The organism is Allobosea lathyri (assembly GCF_900108245.1).
GTDB lineage: Bacteria > Pseudomonadota > Alphaproteobacteria > Rhizobiales > Beijerinckiaceae > Allobosea > Allobosea lathyri.
Window position 1 is genome coordinate 847,563 of sequence record NZ_FNUY01000001.1, and the last position, 14,889, is coordinate 862,451.

The following is a 14,889-nucleotide window of genomic DNA, read 5'->3' on the forward strand; positions in this document are numbered from 1 at the left end:
CCTCACGAGCGCTTCAGCCCGGAAAGCCGGATCATCCCGTCGGGATTGATCACGAAGCCCTGGATGTTCGAGCGCAGCGCGAAGAAGACGGTCTGGTTGTAGAGATAGACGATCGGCAGTTCGTCCTGGAGGATTTTCTGCGCGGCGTCGTAGCGCTTCTTGCGCTCGGCGACGTCGTAGACTGTGCGGGCCTCGTCGAGCAGCCGGTCGACCTCGGCGTTGGAGTATTTGCCGTCGTTCTGGTTGCCCTTGGTGGTGACGAAGGGATGGATGTTGCCATCGGGGTCGATCCGGCCCGACCAGCCGATGCGGCTCATCTGGAACTTGCCCTGCTGCTGGTCGCGCAGCTGGCTGGCGAACTCCGTCGAGCGGATCTGAACGTCGATGCCGGCCTCCTGCGCCATCGCCTGGACGACCTGTCCGAGCTGCGCATCGACCGGGTTGTTGGTGACGAAGAGCTCGACCGAGACCTTCGACAGCCCGGCCTCCTTCAGCAGCGCCTTGGCCTTGGCCACATCGCGCGCCGGCACCGGGAAATCCGCGCTGAGATAGGGATTGCCGGGGTTGAAGGGCTGGATCATCGGCTCGTAGAGCCCCTCGAACACGACCTGGCTCAACACCTTGCGGTCGATCGAGAGCGAGAGCGCCTGACGCACGCGCTTGTCCATGCCCATCGGCTGCTTGGCGGCATCGCCATTATTCGTGTTGATGGTGATGCCCTGGTAGCCGAGATTGGCGGTGCTTGCGACCTTGAGCGACTTGTCGGCTTGCGCCGATTTCACGTCTGTCGGGGCCAGGCGCTCCAGCATGTCGAGTTCACCGGCGCGCAGATTGGCCAGGCGCACGGTGGTGTCGGGGATCGAGCGATAGAGAATGCGGTCGAAATGATAGTTCGCCGCCTCCCAATGCTCCTTGAACCGCTCCAGCACGATGCGGTCGTTCTGCACCCGCTCAACGAATTTATAGGGGCCGGAGCAGACCGGCTTGGCGGCGACATCGCCGCCCAGGCTCTTGGGCGCCAGCATCATGCCTGCCCGGTCGGTGAGCTGGGCCAGCAGGGTGGCGTCGGGGCGCTTCAGCTTCAGCACGATCGTGCTGGCATCCGGCGTTTCGATGCTGTCGACCGAGGCGAGTTCGGATTTGCGCAGCGAATCGGGCAGTGTCCGGGCCCGTTCGAGATTGGCCTTGGCGGCTTCGGCGTTGAAGACGTCGCCGTCATGGAACTTGGCGTCGGTCCTGAGCTTCATCGTCAGCGTCAGCCCATCGGCCGAGAAGCTCCATTCGGTGGCGAGCCGGGGCACGAGCTTCAGCTCCGGCGTGATGTCGAGCAGTTTGTCGCAGAGGCCTTTGAAGACGATGCGGCCGACGAATGTGCGCGCCTTGTGCGGGTCGAGCATGTCGGGGTCTTCCTGCAGCCCGATGCGCAGGGTCGAGGGCGCCTGTGCCGCGGCCGGCAGCAGGGAGAGCGTCAGGAAGGTGGCCGAGGCCAATACGGTCAGCAGCTTCATCAATATCCCCTGTTGTTATGCTTGCGCTTTTTGCGTCCGGTCGATGGCGTTGCGCGCTGGTGGCGAAGCACATGCGACGAAGACCTTTGGCCACGATGGCACGCAGCCCCGCAGCCTTCTCCTCGGTCTTTCGTCGCGATGCATCGCTGGCACGGTCACCACATCTCGTCCCGGTTGGTACCAACGTGACTCAGATCGAGGCTGGCGTCGATGCCGCGCCGCACCATTTCGTAGCTCGCTTTGCATGCCATTCTGGCCGGGCATTGCATGCAATTTAACGGCCAGTGACGGTTGTTGCCGGCGAGGCCGCTCTTGCGTCGATCTCTGTCGCTTCGCCGGCAATCTCTGACTACAAGAGGCGCGCCTTCGGATTTGGGCGGGAGATGAAAACGAGATGGGTTCGATGCTGCTGGGCGTGATCGCCGACGACATGACGGGGGCGACCGACGTTGCCCTCATGCTCAATCGCGCCGGCATGCGCACGGTCCAGGTGATTGGCGCGCCCAAGCCCGGCGCAGTGCTGCCCGAGGCCGAGGCGATCGTCGTCGCGCTGAAGTCGCGTACCAACCCGGTAGCCGAGGCGGTCGCGGATTCGCTTGCCGCCTGTGAGGCGCTGCTGGCCGCCGGCGCGAAGCAGATCCTGTTCAAATACTGCTCGACCTTCGATTCGACCGCTCAGGGCAATATCGGGCCGGTCGCCGATGCGCTGGCGCAGCGGCTGGGAGCCAGGCTCGCCATCATCTGCCCGGCTTTTCCGGCCAATGGCCGCTCGATCTATCAGGGCTATCTCTTCGTCGGGGCCGTGCCGCTGCACGAGAGCTCGATGAAGGACCACCCGCTGACGCCGATGCGCGATTCGAACCTGATGCGCCTGATGGCCGCGCAGACGAAAGCGCCGGTCGGCCATGTCGACTATGCGACGGTGCTCGCAGGCGCCGACGCCGTGAAGGCGCGCTTCGCCAAGCTGGAAGGCGAGGGCGTGCGTTACGTCGTGACCGACGCCCTCACCAATGACGATTTGCTGGTGCTGGGCGCAGCCGTCGACGGCCATGTCCTGCTGACCGGCGGCTCGGGCATCGCGATGGGACTGCCGCAGAACTTCCGCAAGGCCGGTTTGCTCTCCGAGCGCACAACGCCGGACAGCCTGAGCGCGCCCGCTGGCCGCGCCGGCATCATCTCGGGCAGCTGCTCGACCGCGACCCGCGGCCAGATCAAGGCGGCGGTCGAGGCGGGCTATCCCGCGCTGAAGGTCGATCCGCTCGCGCTGGTCGCGGGCGAGCAGGATGCCGCTGGCCTTGCCGCCTGGGCGCTGGCGCAGCCGCAGGACAAGCCATTCCTGCTCTATTCGAGCGATGACCCCGCCGAAGTCGCCGCCATCCAGCAGAAGCTCGGGCGCGATGAGGCCGGCCATACTGTCGAGCAGGCCTTCGCTGATACCGCCCGTTTGCTCGCCGAGGGCGGCGTATCGCGGCTGCTCGTTGCCGGCGGCGAAACCTCCGGAGCCGTGGTTCAGGGGCTGGGGATCAGGACGCTCGAAATCGGCCCCGAAATCGACCCTGGCGTGCCCTGGACCCGCGTGGTCGATGGGCCCGAACTGGTCATCGCCCTCAAATCGGGCAATTTCGGCACGCCGGACTTCTTCCTGAAGGCCTGGAACCTGCTGCGCTGAGACGCGGTTTCCGCCTGCCCAATCCCGTGTAGGATGCACTGCACATACGAGCATGATGCCGAGGATCGGATCCAGGTTTTCGGTCGATATCATGCTCCAACCCTTGGTGAGAGCCGGCATGGATATGGCGTTTCTCGGCGATCTCTTGACCACCGTGGCCGATCGCGGCCGGGCCTTGATCGGTTTCGAGCGCTTCTTGGGAGGCCGCAACCGGTCGATCGATCGCCTGTGCGAGGATTTGCTGTCGGGTCGTGGCGAGGCTTCCGGCATGGCGCTGGCGCAGGCCGTGCTCGAGGAGTGGGAGCGGCTGGACAAGCCGGCCAGGCTCGCCTTCTTCAGCCTGCTGCAGGAGCGCTTCGGCCCCGATCACGACAAGCTGAATAAGGCGATCGACGCCTATCGCGAGGAGCAGAGCGCCGCGAATATCGCGGCTCTGCATCTGGCGTCGGAACCGCGGCGGCAGGAATTGCTGCGCCGCCTCAATCTCGCGCCGGGCGGCACGCATGTGCTGGTGAGCATGCGCGAGGCGCTGTTCGAGGCGATGGAGGTGCAGCCAGATCTCAAGGCCGTCGACAGCGATTTCCGCCATCTCTTCGGCTCGTGGTTCAATCGCGGCTTTCTGGTCCTGCGCCGCATCGATTGGCGCACCCCCGCAAACGTGCTCGAGAAGATCATTCGCTACGAGGCAGTGCACGAAATCCAGGGCTGGGACGATCTGCGCCGGCGCCTGGAGCCGGGCGATCGCCGCTGCTTCGCCTTCTTCCATCCCCAGCTGATCGACGAGCCGCTGATCTTCGTCGAGGTCGCGCTGACCGGCGACATCCCGCGCAGCATCGGCGAGGTGTTGAGCGGCGAGCGCGAATTGTTGCCGGCGCAGGCCGCAACGACGGCGGCGTTCTACTCGATCTCGAACTGCCAGGAGGGCCTGCGCGGCATCTCCTTCGGCAATTTCCTGATCAAGCAGGTCGCTGAGGATCTGAAGCGCGAATTGCCGGGGCTCGACACCTTCGTCACGCTGTCGCCCGTGCCGGGCTTCGCCCGCTGGCTCGACGGTATCGTTGAGGATCCCGGCGAGTTCCGTCTGACCAATGAGGAGCGCGCCGAACTCGCGCGGCCGGCGGGCGAGACGATCTCGCTCGACGATCCCACCAAAGCGCGCCGCGACAAGCTGCTGGGCCAGATGGCCGCGCAATACATGCTGCGGGCGAGGACGGCGTCGGGACGCGTCATCGACCCCGTCGCGCGATTCCATCTCGGCAACGGCGCGCGACTGGAGCGTATCAATGTCGGCGGCAATCTCTCGGCGCGGGGCCTGCGCGAGTCGCATGGCGTGATGGTGAACTACCGTTACGACCTCGACGACATCGAGACCAACCACGAAGCTTTCGCGACACGAAACACCGTGGTTGCCTCGTCGGGGGTGCGCAAGCTGTTGCGGCCGGCGACGGCCTGACCCTGACCAACCGTAAAAACGCCTGAAAGGACCCGAAATCATGGGCAACTACCTCTTCGACCTCGTGAAGGCGCGCATCCCTGCGCCCGAGGCTCCGTTCGCGCTGCTCGATGACGGCCGCCGCTATTCCTATGCCGACATGCTGGATGCCTCGGCCCGCTCAGCCAATGCGCTGGTCACGCTCGGCGTGAAGCCGGGCGACCGGGTCGCCGTGCAGGTCGAGAAGAGCATCGAGGCTTTGATGCTCTATCTCGGCACGGTTCGCGCCGGGGCGATCTTCCTGCCGCTGAACAGCGCCTATACCCCCGCCGAGATCGAATATTTCCTGGGCGATGCCGGGCCGTCCGTCTTCGTGTGCGATCCCGCCAAGGCCGAGGCGCTGAAACCCTATGCCGAGAAGGCCGGCGCGAAGCTGGAGACCTTGGGCGTCTCCGTGGGCACGCTGTTCGACAAGGCCGCCGCTGCCTCGCCGGACTTCGCCGATGTCGAGCGTGGGGCCGACGATCTTGCCGCCATCCTCTACACCTCCGGCACGACGGGGCGCTCCAAGGGCGCGATGTTGAGCCATGACAACCTCGCCTCGAACGCGCTCGCTCTGGTCGATTACTGGCGCTTCACCAAGGACGACGTGCTGCTGCACGCGCTGCCGATCTTCCACACGCACGGTCTCTTCGTGGCGACGAATGTCGTGCTTTTCGCCGGCGCGTCGATGATCCTGCTGCCGAAATTCGATCCCGAGCAGGTCTTCAAGTATCTGCCCCAGGCGACCAGCATGATGGGCGTTCCGACCTTCTATGTCCGGCTTCTTCAGGATGCGCGTCTGACCAAGGAGGCGACCGCGCATATGCGCCTCTTCGTCTCCGGCTCCGCTCCGCTGCTGGCCGAGACCCATCGCGAATGGCGCGAGCGCACCGGCCACGCCATTCTCGAGCGCTATGGCATGACCGAGACCAACATGAACACCTCCAACCCCTATGAGGGCGAGCGTGTCGCCGGCACGGTCGGCTTCCCGCTGCCGGGCGTGGCTGCCCGCGTCACCGATCCCGAGACGGGCAAGGTGCTCGGACGCGACGAGATCGGCATGATCGAGGTCAAGGGTCCCAATGTCTTCAAGGGCTATTGGCGCAACCCGGAGAAGACCGCCGCCGAGTTCCGCGCCGACGGCTTCTTCATCACCGGCGATCTCGGCAAGATCGACCCGGCCGGCTACGTCCATATCGTCGGGCGCGGCAAGGACCTGATCATCACCGGCGGCTACAATGTCTATCCCAAGGAGGTCGAGACCGAGATCGACGAAATGCCGGGCGTCGTCGAGAGCGCTGTCTTCGGCTGCGCGCATCCCGATTTCGGCGAGGGCGTCACGGCGGTCGTCGTGGTGAAGCCGGGCGCCGACATCACCGCCGCCTCGATTTCCAGGGCGCTCGACCAGCGCCTCGCCAAGTTCAAGCTGCCCAAGCAGGTCTTCATCGTCGACGACCTGCCGCGCAACACCATGGGCAAGGTCCAGAAGAACCTGCTGCGCGAAACCTATCGCGACATCTACGCCCGGCAGATGAAGGCGGGGGAGTAGGGGCAGGCCACCCGCTGGTCGCGTCGCGCGCGAACTACCGCGTCATCCCGGACAAGCGGCGAAGCCGCGCAGATCCGGGATCCATCGTAGAGCTTCGCTTCTGGCAATGAATTGGCCCTCCGATGGATCCCGGGCCTCCGCTTCGCTACGCCCAGGATGACGGGTCAGGGGTTCGGAGCCAACGCTGCGCACAGCAAGACCGCTTGCTCTATGCAGCGACGACCGCTCTGATCTCGACCGTCTCGCCATCCGCGGGGATCAGCAGGCGGTCGGGACCTATCCCGCGCCCGTCGGCCGCCTCACGCAGGGCGGCCCGGCTGATCGTCGCATGGTCGAGCGCCTCCATATGGGTCGCGATCACCGTCGCGCCCGGCGCGGCTTCGCAGAGGTCGAGCGTCTGCTGCGCATCCATCACGATCAGCGTGCCATCCCAGAGCGCGCCGCAGGAATGCGTCACGATGACGTCCGGGTCGGTCGCTGCGATCGCCTCCTGCAGCGGCGGATAGAGCACGCTGTCGCCGCACCAGTACAAGGCCGGCTCGCCCGGCGCCTCCAGGCTGAAACCCATCACCGGCCCCATCGTCTCGACGACGGCGCCGGTTCCGTGCTGGGCCGGCTGCCATTTGATGATGATCGAGCCGAGCCGCTGATAGCAGTCGAGCGGCTTGATCGCGGTGAACCCGGCCTTGGCGATGGCCTCTTCATCGCCCGCCCGGCAGATCAGCGGCAGGTCCTTGGGGACGCACTCCTTGGCGACATCGTCGAAATGGTCCGCATGCAGATGCGACACGATCACGAGATCGACGCCGACAAGGATGTCCTCGATCGGCATGGGCAGGTCGACCATGGGATTGGCGGATTTGCCGGCGAGCGCGCGCCGACTGTGCCGCGCGCCGAAATCAGGATCGACGAGTATCGTCCTGCCGGCATAGCTGAGCTTGAGCGTGGCATTGCGGAGAAGCTGAAGCTGCATGGATTGACCTGGTCCCTGTGACGGTCATGGCATTGTTTCGCCATCGCCGCCCGGCAACCAGTTCGAATTTGTGAAGCACTTCCCACGGATCCGTGAGGTAACGGCAGGCGTCTCAGAGACCGCTCGAGAATTGAGCCCTCATCCTGAGGAGCCGCAAAGCGGCGTCTCGAAGGATGTTCCAGCTGTTTCCAGAGCCTCCTGAATCATCCTTCGAGACGCATCTCCGGCTGCTCCTCAGGATGAGGGCTGGAGACCTTCCCGGCGGTCTCTCAGGCCGCGAATTGCCCGTATGGCACGCTGTTGCGCGCATGGCGCAGCGCGCTTGCCCACCAGTGCAATTGCGCGAGCATCGTTGCCATCGCCTTCTCCGGCCGGTCGGCGTCCACAAGCCGGCCGGACGCGTCGAACAGACTCCAGGCATTGGAAAAGCAGACGCCGTCCCTGATCGTGGTCGCGTGGAGTTCGGAGAAGACGAGCCGCAATTGCTCGACCGCCCGCAAGCCGCCGGAAAACCCGCCATAGGAGACAAAGCTGACGGGCTTGCCGCGCCATTCCGTGCCGACGAGATCGATCAGGAACTTCAAGGCGGCCGGATAGCCGCGATTATACTCCGGCGTCACGATGACGAAGCCGTCGGCATCGTCGATGCGCTGCCTCAACGCCTGCACGGCAGCGTGCTCGGCTCGGGGATGTCGATCCGGCAGGTCGAGCAGGAGAGGGTCGATGATGTCGAGGTCGAAGGGGCCGTCGCCTTCGATCTGTTGCGCGGCCCAGCTTGCGACCCTGTCGCAGAGACGGCCTTCGCGAGTGCTTCCATAGATCAGCGCGAGCTTGATCCGGGGTTCGATCCTGCGGTGCATGGATAGGCTCCGGTTTGCATGTCGGGAGCGCGATCTATAAAACCTCAACCAAGGTTAAGGTCAAGAGGTCGCGTCGATGCCCGGAAACCCAATGCGGCTCGCCGAATTGAGCGTCGGCGACGTAGCCCGGCGCAGCGGGCTCGCCGTCTCCGCGATCCATTTCTATGAAGCCGAAGGGTTGATCCGCAGCCGCCGCAGCGCCGGCAACCAGCGCCGCTATGCGCGCGAGGTCCTGCGCCGGGTTGCGATCATCAAGGTGGCCCAGCGCACCGGCATTCCGCTCAAGACGATCCGCGAGGCGTTCAAGGCGCTGCCGGCCGAACGCACGCCGACCGCCGCCGACTGGGCGAAGATGTCCTCGCTATGGAAGGAGGATCTCGAACGGCGGATCGACCGGCTGACGCGCCTGCGCGACCACCTGACAGATTGCATCGGCTGCGGCTGCCTGTCGGTCAGGGACTGCCCGCTGCACAATCCGTGGGATCGACTAGCCGAGCAGGGGCCGGGCCCGCGCCTGCTCGATCCCGATTGATGTGCAGTCCTGGCTCGGAAACACACGTCATCCCGGACAAGCGGCGAAGCCGCGCAGATCCGAGATCCATCGTAGAGCGATGAGCCCTCCGATGGATCCCGGATCTCCGCTTCGCTGCGTCCGGGATGACGATGTGTTTCGAGCATAGGCAACGTCGTTTTCGCGGGCTGGCCTCAGCCCGCCTTATGCAAATTCGCGAGCGGGAACTTCGCGACATCCGCCAGAAGCTCGGCAAAACCCTTGGCCTGGAAAGCCGCCGTCGCCTTGCCCTTCTCGGCTGTGGCCAGGCTCGCATCGCCCGCTGCGCCCGAGGCGTTGACGTCCTGCGCCATCCAGGCGAACGCGTGCAGCCCGGTCGGCCTCAGCCATTTATAGTCGTTCTGCATCGCGACCGTCAGCGGGTCGAAACGCCCGGCCTGGGTCATGTCGACGAGGTCGGGCCGGAAATGCAGCATCAGCGAGGTCTCGATGTCGCCGGCATGGATGCCGTGATTGGCGTCGAGATCGGCATAGACCCCCTGTGGCAGGCCGAAGGCGCGCCAGGCGGTCGTCACCGCCAGCATGCCATGGCGCACGCGCAGCTCCCGCGCCACGACCTTCATCGGGTCGATATTGCCGCCATGCGAGGTGACGATCACCAGCTTGCGCAGCCCGGCGCGCAGAACGCTCTCGCCGATCTCGATCCAGCTCCGGGTCACGCTTTCCCAGGACAAGGTCAGCGTACCCGGCGAATGCAGATGCTCGTTCGATTTGGCGATGGCAACCGTCGGCAGCACCAGCACATCGAGGCCGGCGGGGACCAGCGGCATCGCTTCAGCCAGCATGGCGTTCATGATGGTGGTGTCGACCGAAACCGGCAGATGCGGACCATGCTGCTCGATCGCCGCCAGCGGCAGCACCGCGACGGTCCTGTCGGCGGACAACCCTTCGAAATCGGTGGTCTTCAGGTCGCCCCAGAAGCGTGCGGTCATGATGCTATCATCCTCGATACGGCCGATGGTCTCATAGGCGGTTGATGTCCTCGCATTCAAGGACGTGCTTGGGCGCGCCGCTGCGCACGACCTTCAGCATCGCCTTGCCGATCCTCTCGGTCGAGGTGACATAGCGCGGGAAGCGTTTTTCCAGCGGGGCCAGCAGCGGGCCGAGCGCCTTGTAGAGCACACGATACAGCGTCGTGCGCGACTGGATGCCATGCATCGGGCGGATCATGGCGGGGCGGAAGATATAGACGCCCTTGAACGGCATGCGCAGCAGGGCGTTCTCCGTCCTGCCTTTGACGCGGGCCCACATGACGCGGCCCTTTTCGCTGCTGTCGGTGCCGGCTGCAGAGGTGTGGACGAAGACCATGCCGGGGTTGAGCCTGAGCAGGGTCTGCGCGGCGGCGACCGGCATCTCATAGGTAATGCGGCTGTAATCGGCTTCGCTCATGCCGGCGGACGCAATGCCGAGGCAGAAAAAACAGGCATCGAAGCCTGTCAGCTCGCTTTCGATCGCGCTGTAGTCGAGCAGATCGGCATGAACGATCTCGCTCAGCTTGGCATGCTGTTGCCCGCTCGGGCTGCGGCCGATGGCGACGACCTCACCGACAGCGGAATCGAGCAGGCATTCGCGCAGCGCGCCTTGTCCGACCATGCCGGTCGCGCCGAAAATCAGGACCTTCACGACATGACCTTCACGACATGACCTTCAAGACATGGCCTTCACGATAGGGACCTTTCCGGCAGCAGGGACGGCATGGCCTACTCCGCGGCCTCGGCGGCCGTCGCCTCCCAGCCCAGCAGCTTGCCGGGGTTCATCAGTCCGAATGGGTCGGCGAGGCGCTTGAACTCGGGCTGCGGCGCATCGATCTGCTTCCAGCCGGCATTGTTGAGCACCCAGCTATGGGGGTTCGAGGCCTGGATGCCGGCGGCTTCTGCTTGCGCCATGATCTCGTGCAGCCGCTCGGCCGTCGAGAAACGCACCAGCGGCAGGCTGGAATGATAGACCTTGCCCTGCCGGCGCTGGAACTCGATGTGGAACAGCACGTCGTCGTGGAAATGCCTCTCGGCCCAGTCGAGCAGTTCGAGATTGCGGCCGGGCGGGAAGCGCAGCTGCAGATAGGTGATGTTGGGGTCGACCTTCAGCGCATGCAGGGTCGTGTGGTTCCAGGTGTATTCGTAGAGCGGCCCCGGCGCGCCCTTTTCGCGATGCTCGCCGAAAGCCGCCGCGCGCGCCTCGGCCGCGCCGCGCGAAAAGGTGACGGTGCCGCCCATCTCAACGATCAGCCGGTCGAGTTCGTCGGCCTGCGGCTCGGAGACCATGAGGATGGCGAAGGCCTTGTCCTCACCGAGATAGGGGCCGAGCCGGCGCAGATAAGGCGCAATGCGCGCGTCGTGGATGCTGACCAGCTTCTTGGCGATGCCGTCGCACTCCGTGAAGGCCTGGCCGAAGGCGGCGGCGGCTTTCAGCGTGTCGAAGGTCGCGATCCGCTCCGACCAGGCATGCGCGGGCGCGAGCGGAACCTCGACCTCGGTGATGATGCCGTTGACGCCATAGGCGTGCATCACCTTGAGGATCTCCTTGCCCTTTAGTTCGATCAGGCGCGGTTCGGGCTCGACGGTCATGACCTCGAGCGCGATCACGGCGCCGAGATTGTCGATCTGGCCCCAGGTGCAGGAGCCGGCGCCGGCCGCGCCACCGGCAACGAAGCCGCCGATCGTCGCCTGCGCCCGCGTCGAGGGGTGCATGCGCAGTTCCTGCCCCAGCGGCGCGAGCGCCTTGTCGATGTCGAGCAGGTTCGCGCCGGCCTCGAAACGGCCCGCGCCGAGCGTTGTCGAGACCACGCGGTTGAGCCGGGTCAGGTTCATGACCACGCCGCCTTCCAGCGGCACCGCCTGCCCGTAATTGCCGGTGCCGCCGCCACGGACCGTCAGCGGGACGCGATGGCGCGCGCAGGCCGAAGCGACACGCCGGACCTCGTCCTTGTCGCGGGGCAGCACGATCAGCTCGGCGTGCTTGTCCTCCAGATCGGGCTTGAGCACCGGCGAGAACCAGAAGAAGTCGCGGCTGTTCATGCGCAGTGACGGCGCATCGTCATAGAGCGTCAGGTCGGCGAGTTCGGCGCGCAGGGCGGCGAGGGCAGGGTGGGGCATGGTGTTACCGGTCACGAGAGTTGGCGTACCTTAGCCGGATGAGCTGCGCTGGGAAGCGCGTGCATGCATGTGCCGGTGGACGGAAACGACATGCCGATGATTTGGGCATATGCATGTTCTCTGTGCGAAAAGGCGCGATGACACATTTCCAGCGCCTTGCCCGGCATGGCATATAGTTTGCTCGCCCGCGGCCGAACACGGCGCTTGCCGAACCTGTTCAGGGAGGTTTCCTGCATGACGATGAAGTATCGCGTGAGCCGGCGCGCGGCGCTCGGCCTGATCGGCGGCTCGGCCGCCTCGGTCCTCGTTCCGGTTCCCGGGGCACGCGTCAACGCGCAGACGCTCGACAAGGTCAGCTACCAGACCAACTGGCGGGCGCAGGGCGAGCATGGCGGTTTCTATCTGGCGCTCGCCAATGGCATCTACAAGAAATACGGCATCGACGCCGAAATCCGCATGGGCGGCCCGCAGCAGAACCCCTCGCAGCTCCTGCTCGGCGGCCGAGTCGACATGATCATGTCGAACTCCTTCGAGTCGATCCGCTATGCCCAGGAGGACATTCCCTTCCTGACCATCGCCTCGATCTTCCAGAAGGATCCGCAGGTGCTGATCTCCCATCCGAACCAGGGCAATGACACGCTAGCTGCGCTCAAGGGCAAGCCGATCCTTGTCGGCGCCGGCGGGCGCGTCAGCTTCTGGCCGTTCCTCAAGGCGAAGTTCGGCTTCACCGACGAGCAGATCCGGCCCTATACCTTCAATATGGCCCCGTTCCTGGCCGACAAGACCATCTCGCAGCAGGGCTTCCTGTCCTCGGAGCCCTACGCGATCGAGAAACAGGGCGGCGTGAAGCCGGTCGTGCATCTCATCGCCGATGCCGGCTTCGAGAACTACAACACCACCATCAACATCTCCCGGAAGATGGTCGAGCAGAAGAAGGATCTGGTGCAGCGCTTCGTCACGGCCTCGCTCGAGGGCTGGGCGGAATACATGAAGGGCGGCCCCGCAGTCGCGGCTGCCAACGCCCTGATCCTGAAGGATAATCCCGACATGGATCAGGAAAAGATCGATTATGCCGTCAAGGTGATGAACGAGCGGGGCATCGTCCTCTCCGGCGATGCGCTGACGCTTGGCATTGGCGCCATGACCGATGCGCGCTGGGCGAGCTTCTACAAGACGATGACCGAGGCCGGCGTCTTCCCGCCCGGCGTCGACATCAAGAAGGCCTACAGCCTCGAATTCATCAACAAGGGCGTCGGCAAGGCATAGGCGCTCTTTCATATTGGCAGGGAAACTCACCGTCATCCCGGGCTTGACCCGGGATCCATCCTAGAGTTCGACGCCCCTCGATGGATCCCGGGGCAAGCCCGGGATGGCGGCGCGGTTGTTGCGATAGTCACAGACAATGGATCATCAGGCTTTGGACACAGCCTATCTGAGCACACCCACCATCAGACGCACCGACGGCAGCAAGCCGCTCGTCTGCATCCGCCACGTTTCCAAGCAGTTCGCCAACGGCACGCTGGCCGTGCGCGACGTCAATCTCGATCTTGGAACGGGTGAATTCATCAGCCTGCTCGGCCCGTCGGGCTGCGGGAAGTCGACATTGCTGCGCATGGTCGCGGGGCTGGGCACGCCTTCGACCGGCACGATCGACTGGCCGACGACGAACCATGACGCGTCGGGCAAACCGCAGCGCGATCTCGGCTTCGTCTTCCAGGACCCGACGCTGATGCCCTGGGCGAGCGCGCTCGCCAACGTCATGATGCCGCTGGTCCTGAAACATGTGCCCCGACGCGAGGCCGAGGCCCGCGCGGTGGAGATGCTGGCGCTGGTCGGCCTCAAGGGCTTCGAGACGTCGTATCCGCGCGAACTCTCCGGCGGCATGAAGATGCGCGTCTCGATTGCGCGCGCGCTGGTGATGAAGCCGAAGATCCTGCTGATGGACGAGCCGTTCGCGGCGCTCGACGAGATCACCCGCCATCGCCTGAACGACGATCTGCTCGAACTCTGGTGGCGCGAGAAGTTCACGGCCGTCTTCGTCACCCACTCGGTCTTCGAGTCCGTCTATCTCTCGAAGCGCATCGTTGTGATGGCGGCCAGGCCCGGCCGGGTGATGGCCGATCTCGATGTCGATGCGCCCTATCCGCGCGACGACCTGTTCCGGACATCGAGCGATTACGCCCATCTTTGCCGTGTCGTCTCGACCAAGCTCAAGGAGGCGATCGGCTCATGAGCTCGTCCCCCGTCGATGCCCTGCAGGCTCATGTTCCCCATGACGGCACCGATGCCGAGGCGCGGCCTGTCTTCGCTACTGAGGCGCGCATTCTCGGCCTGCCGGCCAGCGTGTGGCCGCGCATCCTGGCGCCGCTGGTCATCGGCGTCCTCGCGCTCGGACTATGGGAGTTTCTCGTCCGGTGGCGCGAGATCCCGCCCTATATCCTGCCCGGACCGCTGCTGGTCGGGCAGACGCTGATCGCCGACTGGGCGACGCTGTCGGCCTCGCTCTGGATCACGCTGCGCATCACCTTCCTGGCCTTGGCGGCCGCAATTATCGTCGGCGTCACGCTTGCCGTGCTGTTCACCCAGTCGAAATGGCTGGAAATGTCGCTTCTGCCCTATGCGGTCATCCTGCAGGTGACGCCGATCGTGGCGATCGCGCCGCTGATCATCATCTGGGCCGGCGACATCAACCTGTCCCTGCTGATCTGCGCCTGGATCGTCGCCTTCTTCCCGATCCTGTCGAACACGATCCTCGGGCTGAATTCGGCCGACCATAACCTCGTCAACCTGTTCCAGCTCTATGGCGCGACGCGCTGGCAAACGATGCGCTATCTGAAACTGCCGGCCGCCTTGCCCTATTTCCTCGCGGGCCTGAAGATTTCGGGCGGCCTGGCGCTGATCGGCGCGGTCGTCGCCGAATTCGTCGCCGGCACTGGCGGCAGCGCCTCGGGCCTCGCCTACCGTATCCTGGAGGCGGGATATCAGCTCAAGATTCCCCGCGTCTTCGCGGCCCTGATCATGATCTCGCTGTCGGGTATCGCGATCTTCCTGGCGACGAGCTGGATCTCGCATGTCCTGCTGCGGCGCTGGCATGAAAGCGCGCTGAAGCGGGAGAATTGATGCTTTCGCCGTCATTGCGAGCGCAGCGAAGCAATCCAGGGGGACGTCGAGCGTGCGCCTCTGGATTGCTTCG

Annotated in this window: 13 protein-coding genes; 7 read left to right on the forward strand and 6 right to left on the reverse strand. The window is 65.0% G+C overall.

The window, feature by feature from the left end:
• Positions 1 to 2: 2 nt before the first annotated feature.
• Complete coding sequence (locus C4S73_RS03875) at positions 3 to 1,508, reverse strand: ABC transporter substrate-binding protein (protein WP_103871101.1); 1,506 nt, start codon at positions 1,506 to 1,508, stop codon at positions 3 to 5.
• A 394-nt stretch (positions 1,509 to 1,902) separates the two neighbouring features.
• On the opposite strand from C4S73_RS03875, the gene otnK reads away from it, so the two are divergent.
• From otnK to C4S73_RS03890, 3 genes are all read left to right on the forward strand, one after another.
• The gene (otnK, locus tag C4S73_RS03880) at positions 1,903 to 3,177 is read left to right on the forward strand and encodes a 3-oxo-tetronate kinase (protein WP_342210559.1); all 1,275 of its coding nucleotides are present in this window, start codon (positions 1,903 to 1,905) and stop codon (positions 3,175 to 3,177) included.
• A 118-nt stretch (positions 3,178 to 3,295) separates the two neighbouring features.
• Positions 3,296 to 4,630 carry a malonyl-CoA decarboxylase gene (locus C4S73_RS03885; protein WP_103871287.1) on the forward strand — a complete coding sequence of 445 codons (1,335 nt, stop codon included), beginning with the start codon at positions 3,296 to 3,298 and terminating at the stop codon, positions 4,628 to 4,630.
• A gap of 40 nt (positions 4,631 to 4,670) precedes the next feature.
• A complete protein-coding gene (locus C4S73_RS03890; RefSeq protein ID WP_103871102.1) occupies positions 4,671 to 6,200 on the forward strand; it encodes a malonate--CoA ligase in 1,530 nt (509 codons plus the stop codon).
• Between the two features lie 208 nt (positions 6,201 to 6,408).
• Here C4S73_RS03890 and C4S73_RS03895 read toward each other — a convergent pair whose 3' ends face one another.
• Positions 6,409 to 7,173, reverse strand: a complete 765-nt coding sequence (locus C4S73_RS03895) for an MBL fold metallo-hydrolase (RefSeq protein WP_103871103.1) — start codon at positions 7,171 to 7,173, stop codon at positions 6,409 to 6,411.
• Between the two features lie 269 nt (positions 7,174 to 7,442).
• Positions 7,443 to 8,033: an NADPH-dependent FMN reductase gene (locus tag C4S73_RS03900; protein WP_200827907.1), complete on the reverse strand. Its 591-nt coding sequence runs from the start codon at positions 8,031 to 8,033 to the stop codon at positions 7,443 to 7,445.
• A 76-nt stretch (positions 8,034 to 8,109) separates the two neighbouring features.
• Here C4S73_RS03900 and soxR point away from each other — a divergent pair, with 76 nt between their 5' ends.
• A complete protein-coding gene (gene soxR, locus C4S73_RS03905) occupies positions 8,110 to 8,565 on the forward strand; it encodes a redox-sensitive transcriptional activator SoxR (RefSeq protein WP_103871104.1) in 456 nt (151 codons plus the stop codon).
• Positions 8,566 to 8,738: 173 nt separating this feature from the next.
• On the opposite strand, the gene C4S73_RS03910 is transcribed toward soxR, so the two are convergent.
• From C4S73_RS03910 to C4S73_RS03920, 3 genes are all read right to left on the reverse strand, one after another.
• Positions 8,739 to 9,536, reverse strand: a complete 798-nt coding sequence (locus tag C4S73_RS03910) for a creatininase family protein (RefSeq protein ID WP_103871105.1) — start codon at positions 9,534 to 9,536, stop codon at positions 8,739 to 8,741.
• Between the two features lie 31 nt (positions 9,537 to 9,567).
• On the reverse strand, positions 9,568 to 10,227 hold the full coding sequence (locus C4S73_RS03915; protein WP_103871106.1) for an NAD(P)H-binding protein: 660 nt from the start codon (positions 10,225 to 10,227) through the stop codon (positions 9,568 to 9,570).
• 77 nt (positions 10,228 to 10,304) lie between these two features.
• A complete protein-coding gene (locus tag C4S73_RS03920) occupies positions 10,305 to 11,696 on the reverse strand; it encodes an FAD-binding oxidoreductase (protein ID WP_103871107.1) in 1,392 nt (463 codons plus the stop codon).
• A 234-nt stretch (positions 11,697 to 11,930) separates the two neighbouring features.
• Between C4S73_RS03920 and C4S73_RS03925 the strand changes: the two genes are divergently transcribed.
• The 3 genes from C4S73_RS03925 to C4S73_RS03935 all read left to right on the forward strand — a co-directional run bounded on the left by C4S73_RS03925 (position 11,931) and on the right by C4S73_RS03935 (position 14,816).
• A complete protein-coding gene (locus C4S73_RS03925; RefSeq protein WP_103871108.1) occupies positions 11,931 to 12,962 on the forward strand; it encodes an ABC transporter substrate-binding protein in 1,032 nt (343 codons plus the stop codon).
• A 151-nt stretch (positions 12,963 to 13,113) separates the two neighbouring features.
• A complete protein-coding gene (locus tag C4S73_RS03930; RefSeq protein ID WP_244595419.1) occupies positions 13,114 to 13,929 on the forward strand; it encodes an ABC transporter ATP-binding protein in 816 nt (271 codons plus the stop codon).
• A complete protein-coding gene (locus tag C4S73_RS03935; protein WP_103871110.1) occupies positions 13,926 to 14,816 on the forward strand; it encodes an ABC transporter permease in 891 nt (296 codons plus the stop codon). The genes C4S73_RS03930 and C4S73_RS03935 overlap by 4 nt, the downstream gene beginning before the upstream one ends.
• Positions 14,817 to 14,889: the final 73 nt, after the last annotated feature.

Coding starts and splice junctions, on each gene's coding strand:
- soxR (WP_103871104.1), top strand. CDS start 8,110: ATGCCCGGAAACCCAATGCGGCTCGCCGAATTGAGCGTCGGCGACGTA.
- C4S73_RS03925 (WP_103871108.1), top strand. CDS start 11,931: ATGACGATGAAGTATCGCGTGAGCCGGCGCGCGGCGCTCGGCCTGATC.
- C4S73_RS03920 (WP_103871107.1), bottom strand. CDS start 11,696: ATGCCCCACCCTGCCCTCGCCGCCCTGCGCGCCGAACTCGCCGACCTG.
- C4S73_RS03885 (WP_103871287.1), top strand. CDS start 3,296: ATGGATATGGCGTTTCTCGGCGATCTCTTGACCACCGTGGCCGATCGC.
- C4S73_RS03935 (WP_103871110.1), top strand. CDS start 13,926: ATGAGCTCGTCCCCCGTCGATGCCCTGCAGGCTCATGTTCCCCATGAC.
- otnK (WP_342210559.1), top strand. CDS start 1,903: ATGGGTTCGATGCTGCTGGGCGTGATCGCCGACGACATGACGGGGGCG.
- C4S73_RS03895 (WP_103871103.1), bottom strand. CDS start 7,173: ATGCAGCTTCAGCTTCTCCGCAATGCCACGCTCAAGCTCAGCTATGCC.
- C4S73_RS03890 (WP_103871102.1), top strand. CDS start 4,671: ATGGGCAACTACCTCTTCGACCTCGTGAAGGCGCGCATCCCTGCGCCC.
- C4S73_RS03910 (WP_103871105.1), bottom strand. CDS start 9,536: ATGACCGCACGCTTCTGGGGCGACCTGAAGACCACCGATTTCGAAGGG.
- C4S73_RS03900 (WP_200827907.1), bottom strand. CDS start 8,033: ATGCACCGCAGGATCGAACCCCGGATCAAGCTCGCGCTGATCTATGGA.
- C4S73_RS03875 (WP_103871101.1), bottom strand. CDS start 1,508: ATGAAGCTGCTGACCGTATTGGCCTCGGCCACCTTCCTGACGCTCTCC.